The sequence below is a fragment of the Salmonella sp. SAL4457 genome (genome assembly GCF_046548235.1).
GTDB classification, from domain to species: domain Bacteria; phylum Pseudomonadota; class Gammaproteobacteria; order Enterobacterales; family Enterobacteriaceae; genus Salmonella; species Salmonella enterica.
On sequence record NZ_JBGDZO010001358.1, the window covers coordinates 1 to 235 of the forward strand.

At 66.0% G+C, this 235-nt stretch carries 1 protein-coding gene; it reads right to left on the bottom strand.

Features of this window, described 5'->3' with window-relative positions; genetic code table 11:
• Window positions 1-235 (bottom strand): glycine betaine ABC transporter substrate-binding protein (locus ACLJNW_RS28595; RefSeq protein ID WP_410962056.1); only part of this gene is annotated, 235 nt, incomplete at both ends.

Below are 235 nucleotides of genomic sequence, written 5' to 3' on the forward strand. Positions count from 1 at the left end.
GGTGGGTGCTCCCGGGCTCGGCCTCCTGCTGTTCGGCGAGCACCCGCGCGAGATCGCTGACGCTCTGGATGCCCAGGTGCTCGGCCTGTTCCTCGGGCATGGCCAGGGCATAGGTGTTGTTGAAGCGGGTCGGCTTCAGCCAGACCTGGCCCTGGGCTTCGTCGAGTTGATTGACCCGGCGGTAGGAAGCCGCGGCGTCGAGCTTCTCGTCGATGTGGTTGTAGACGATCAGCGA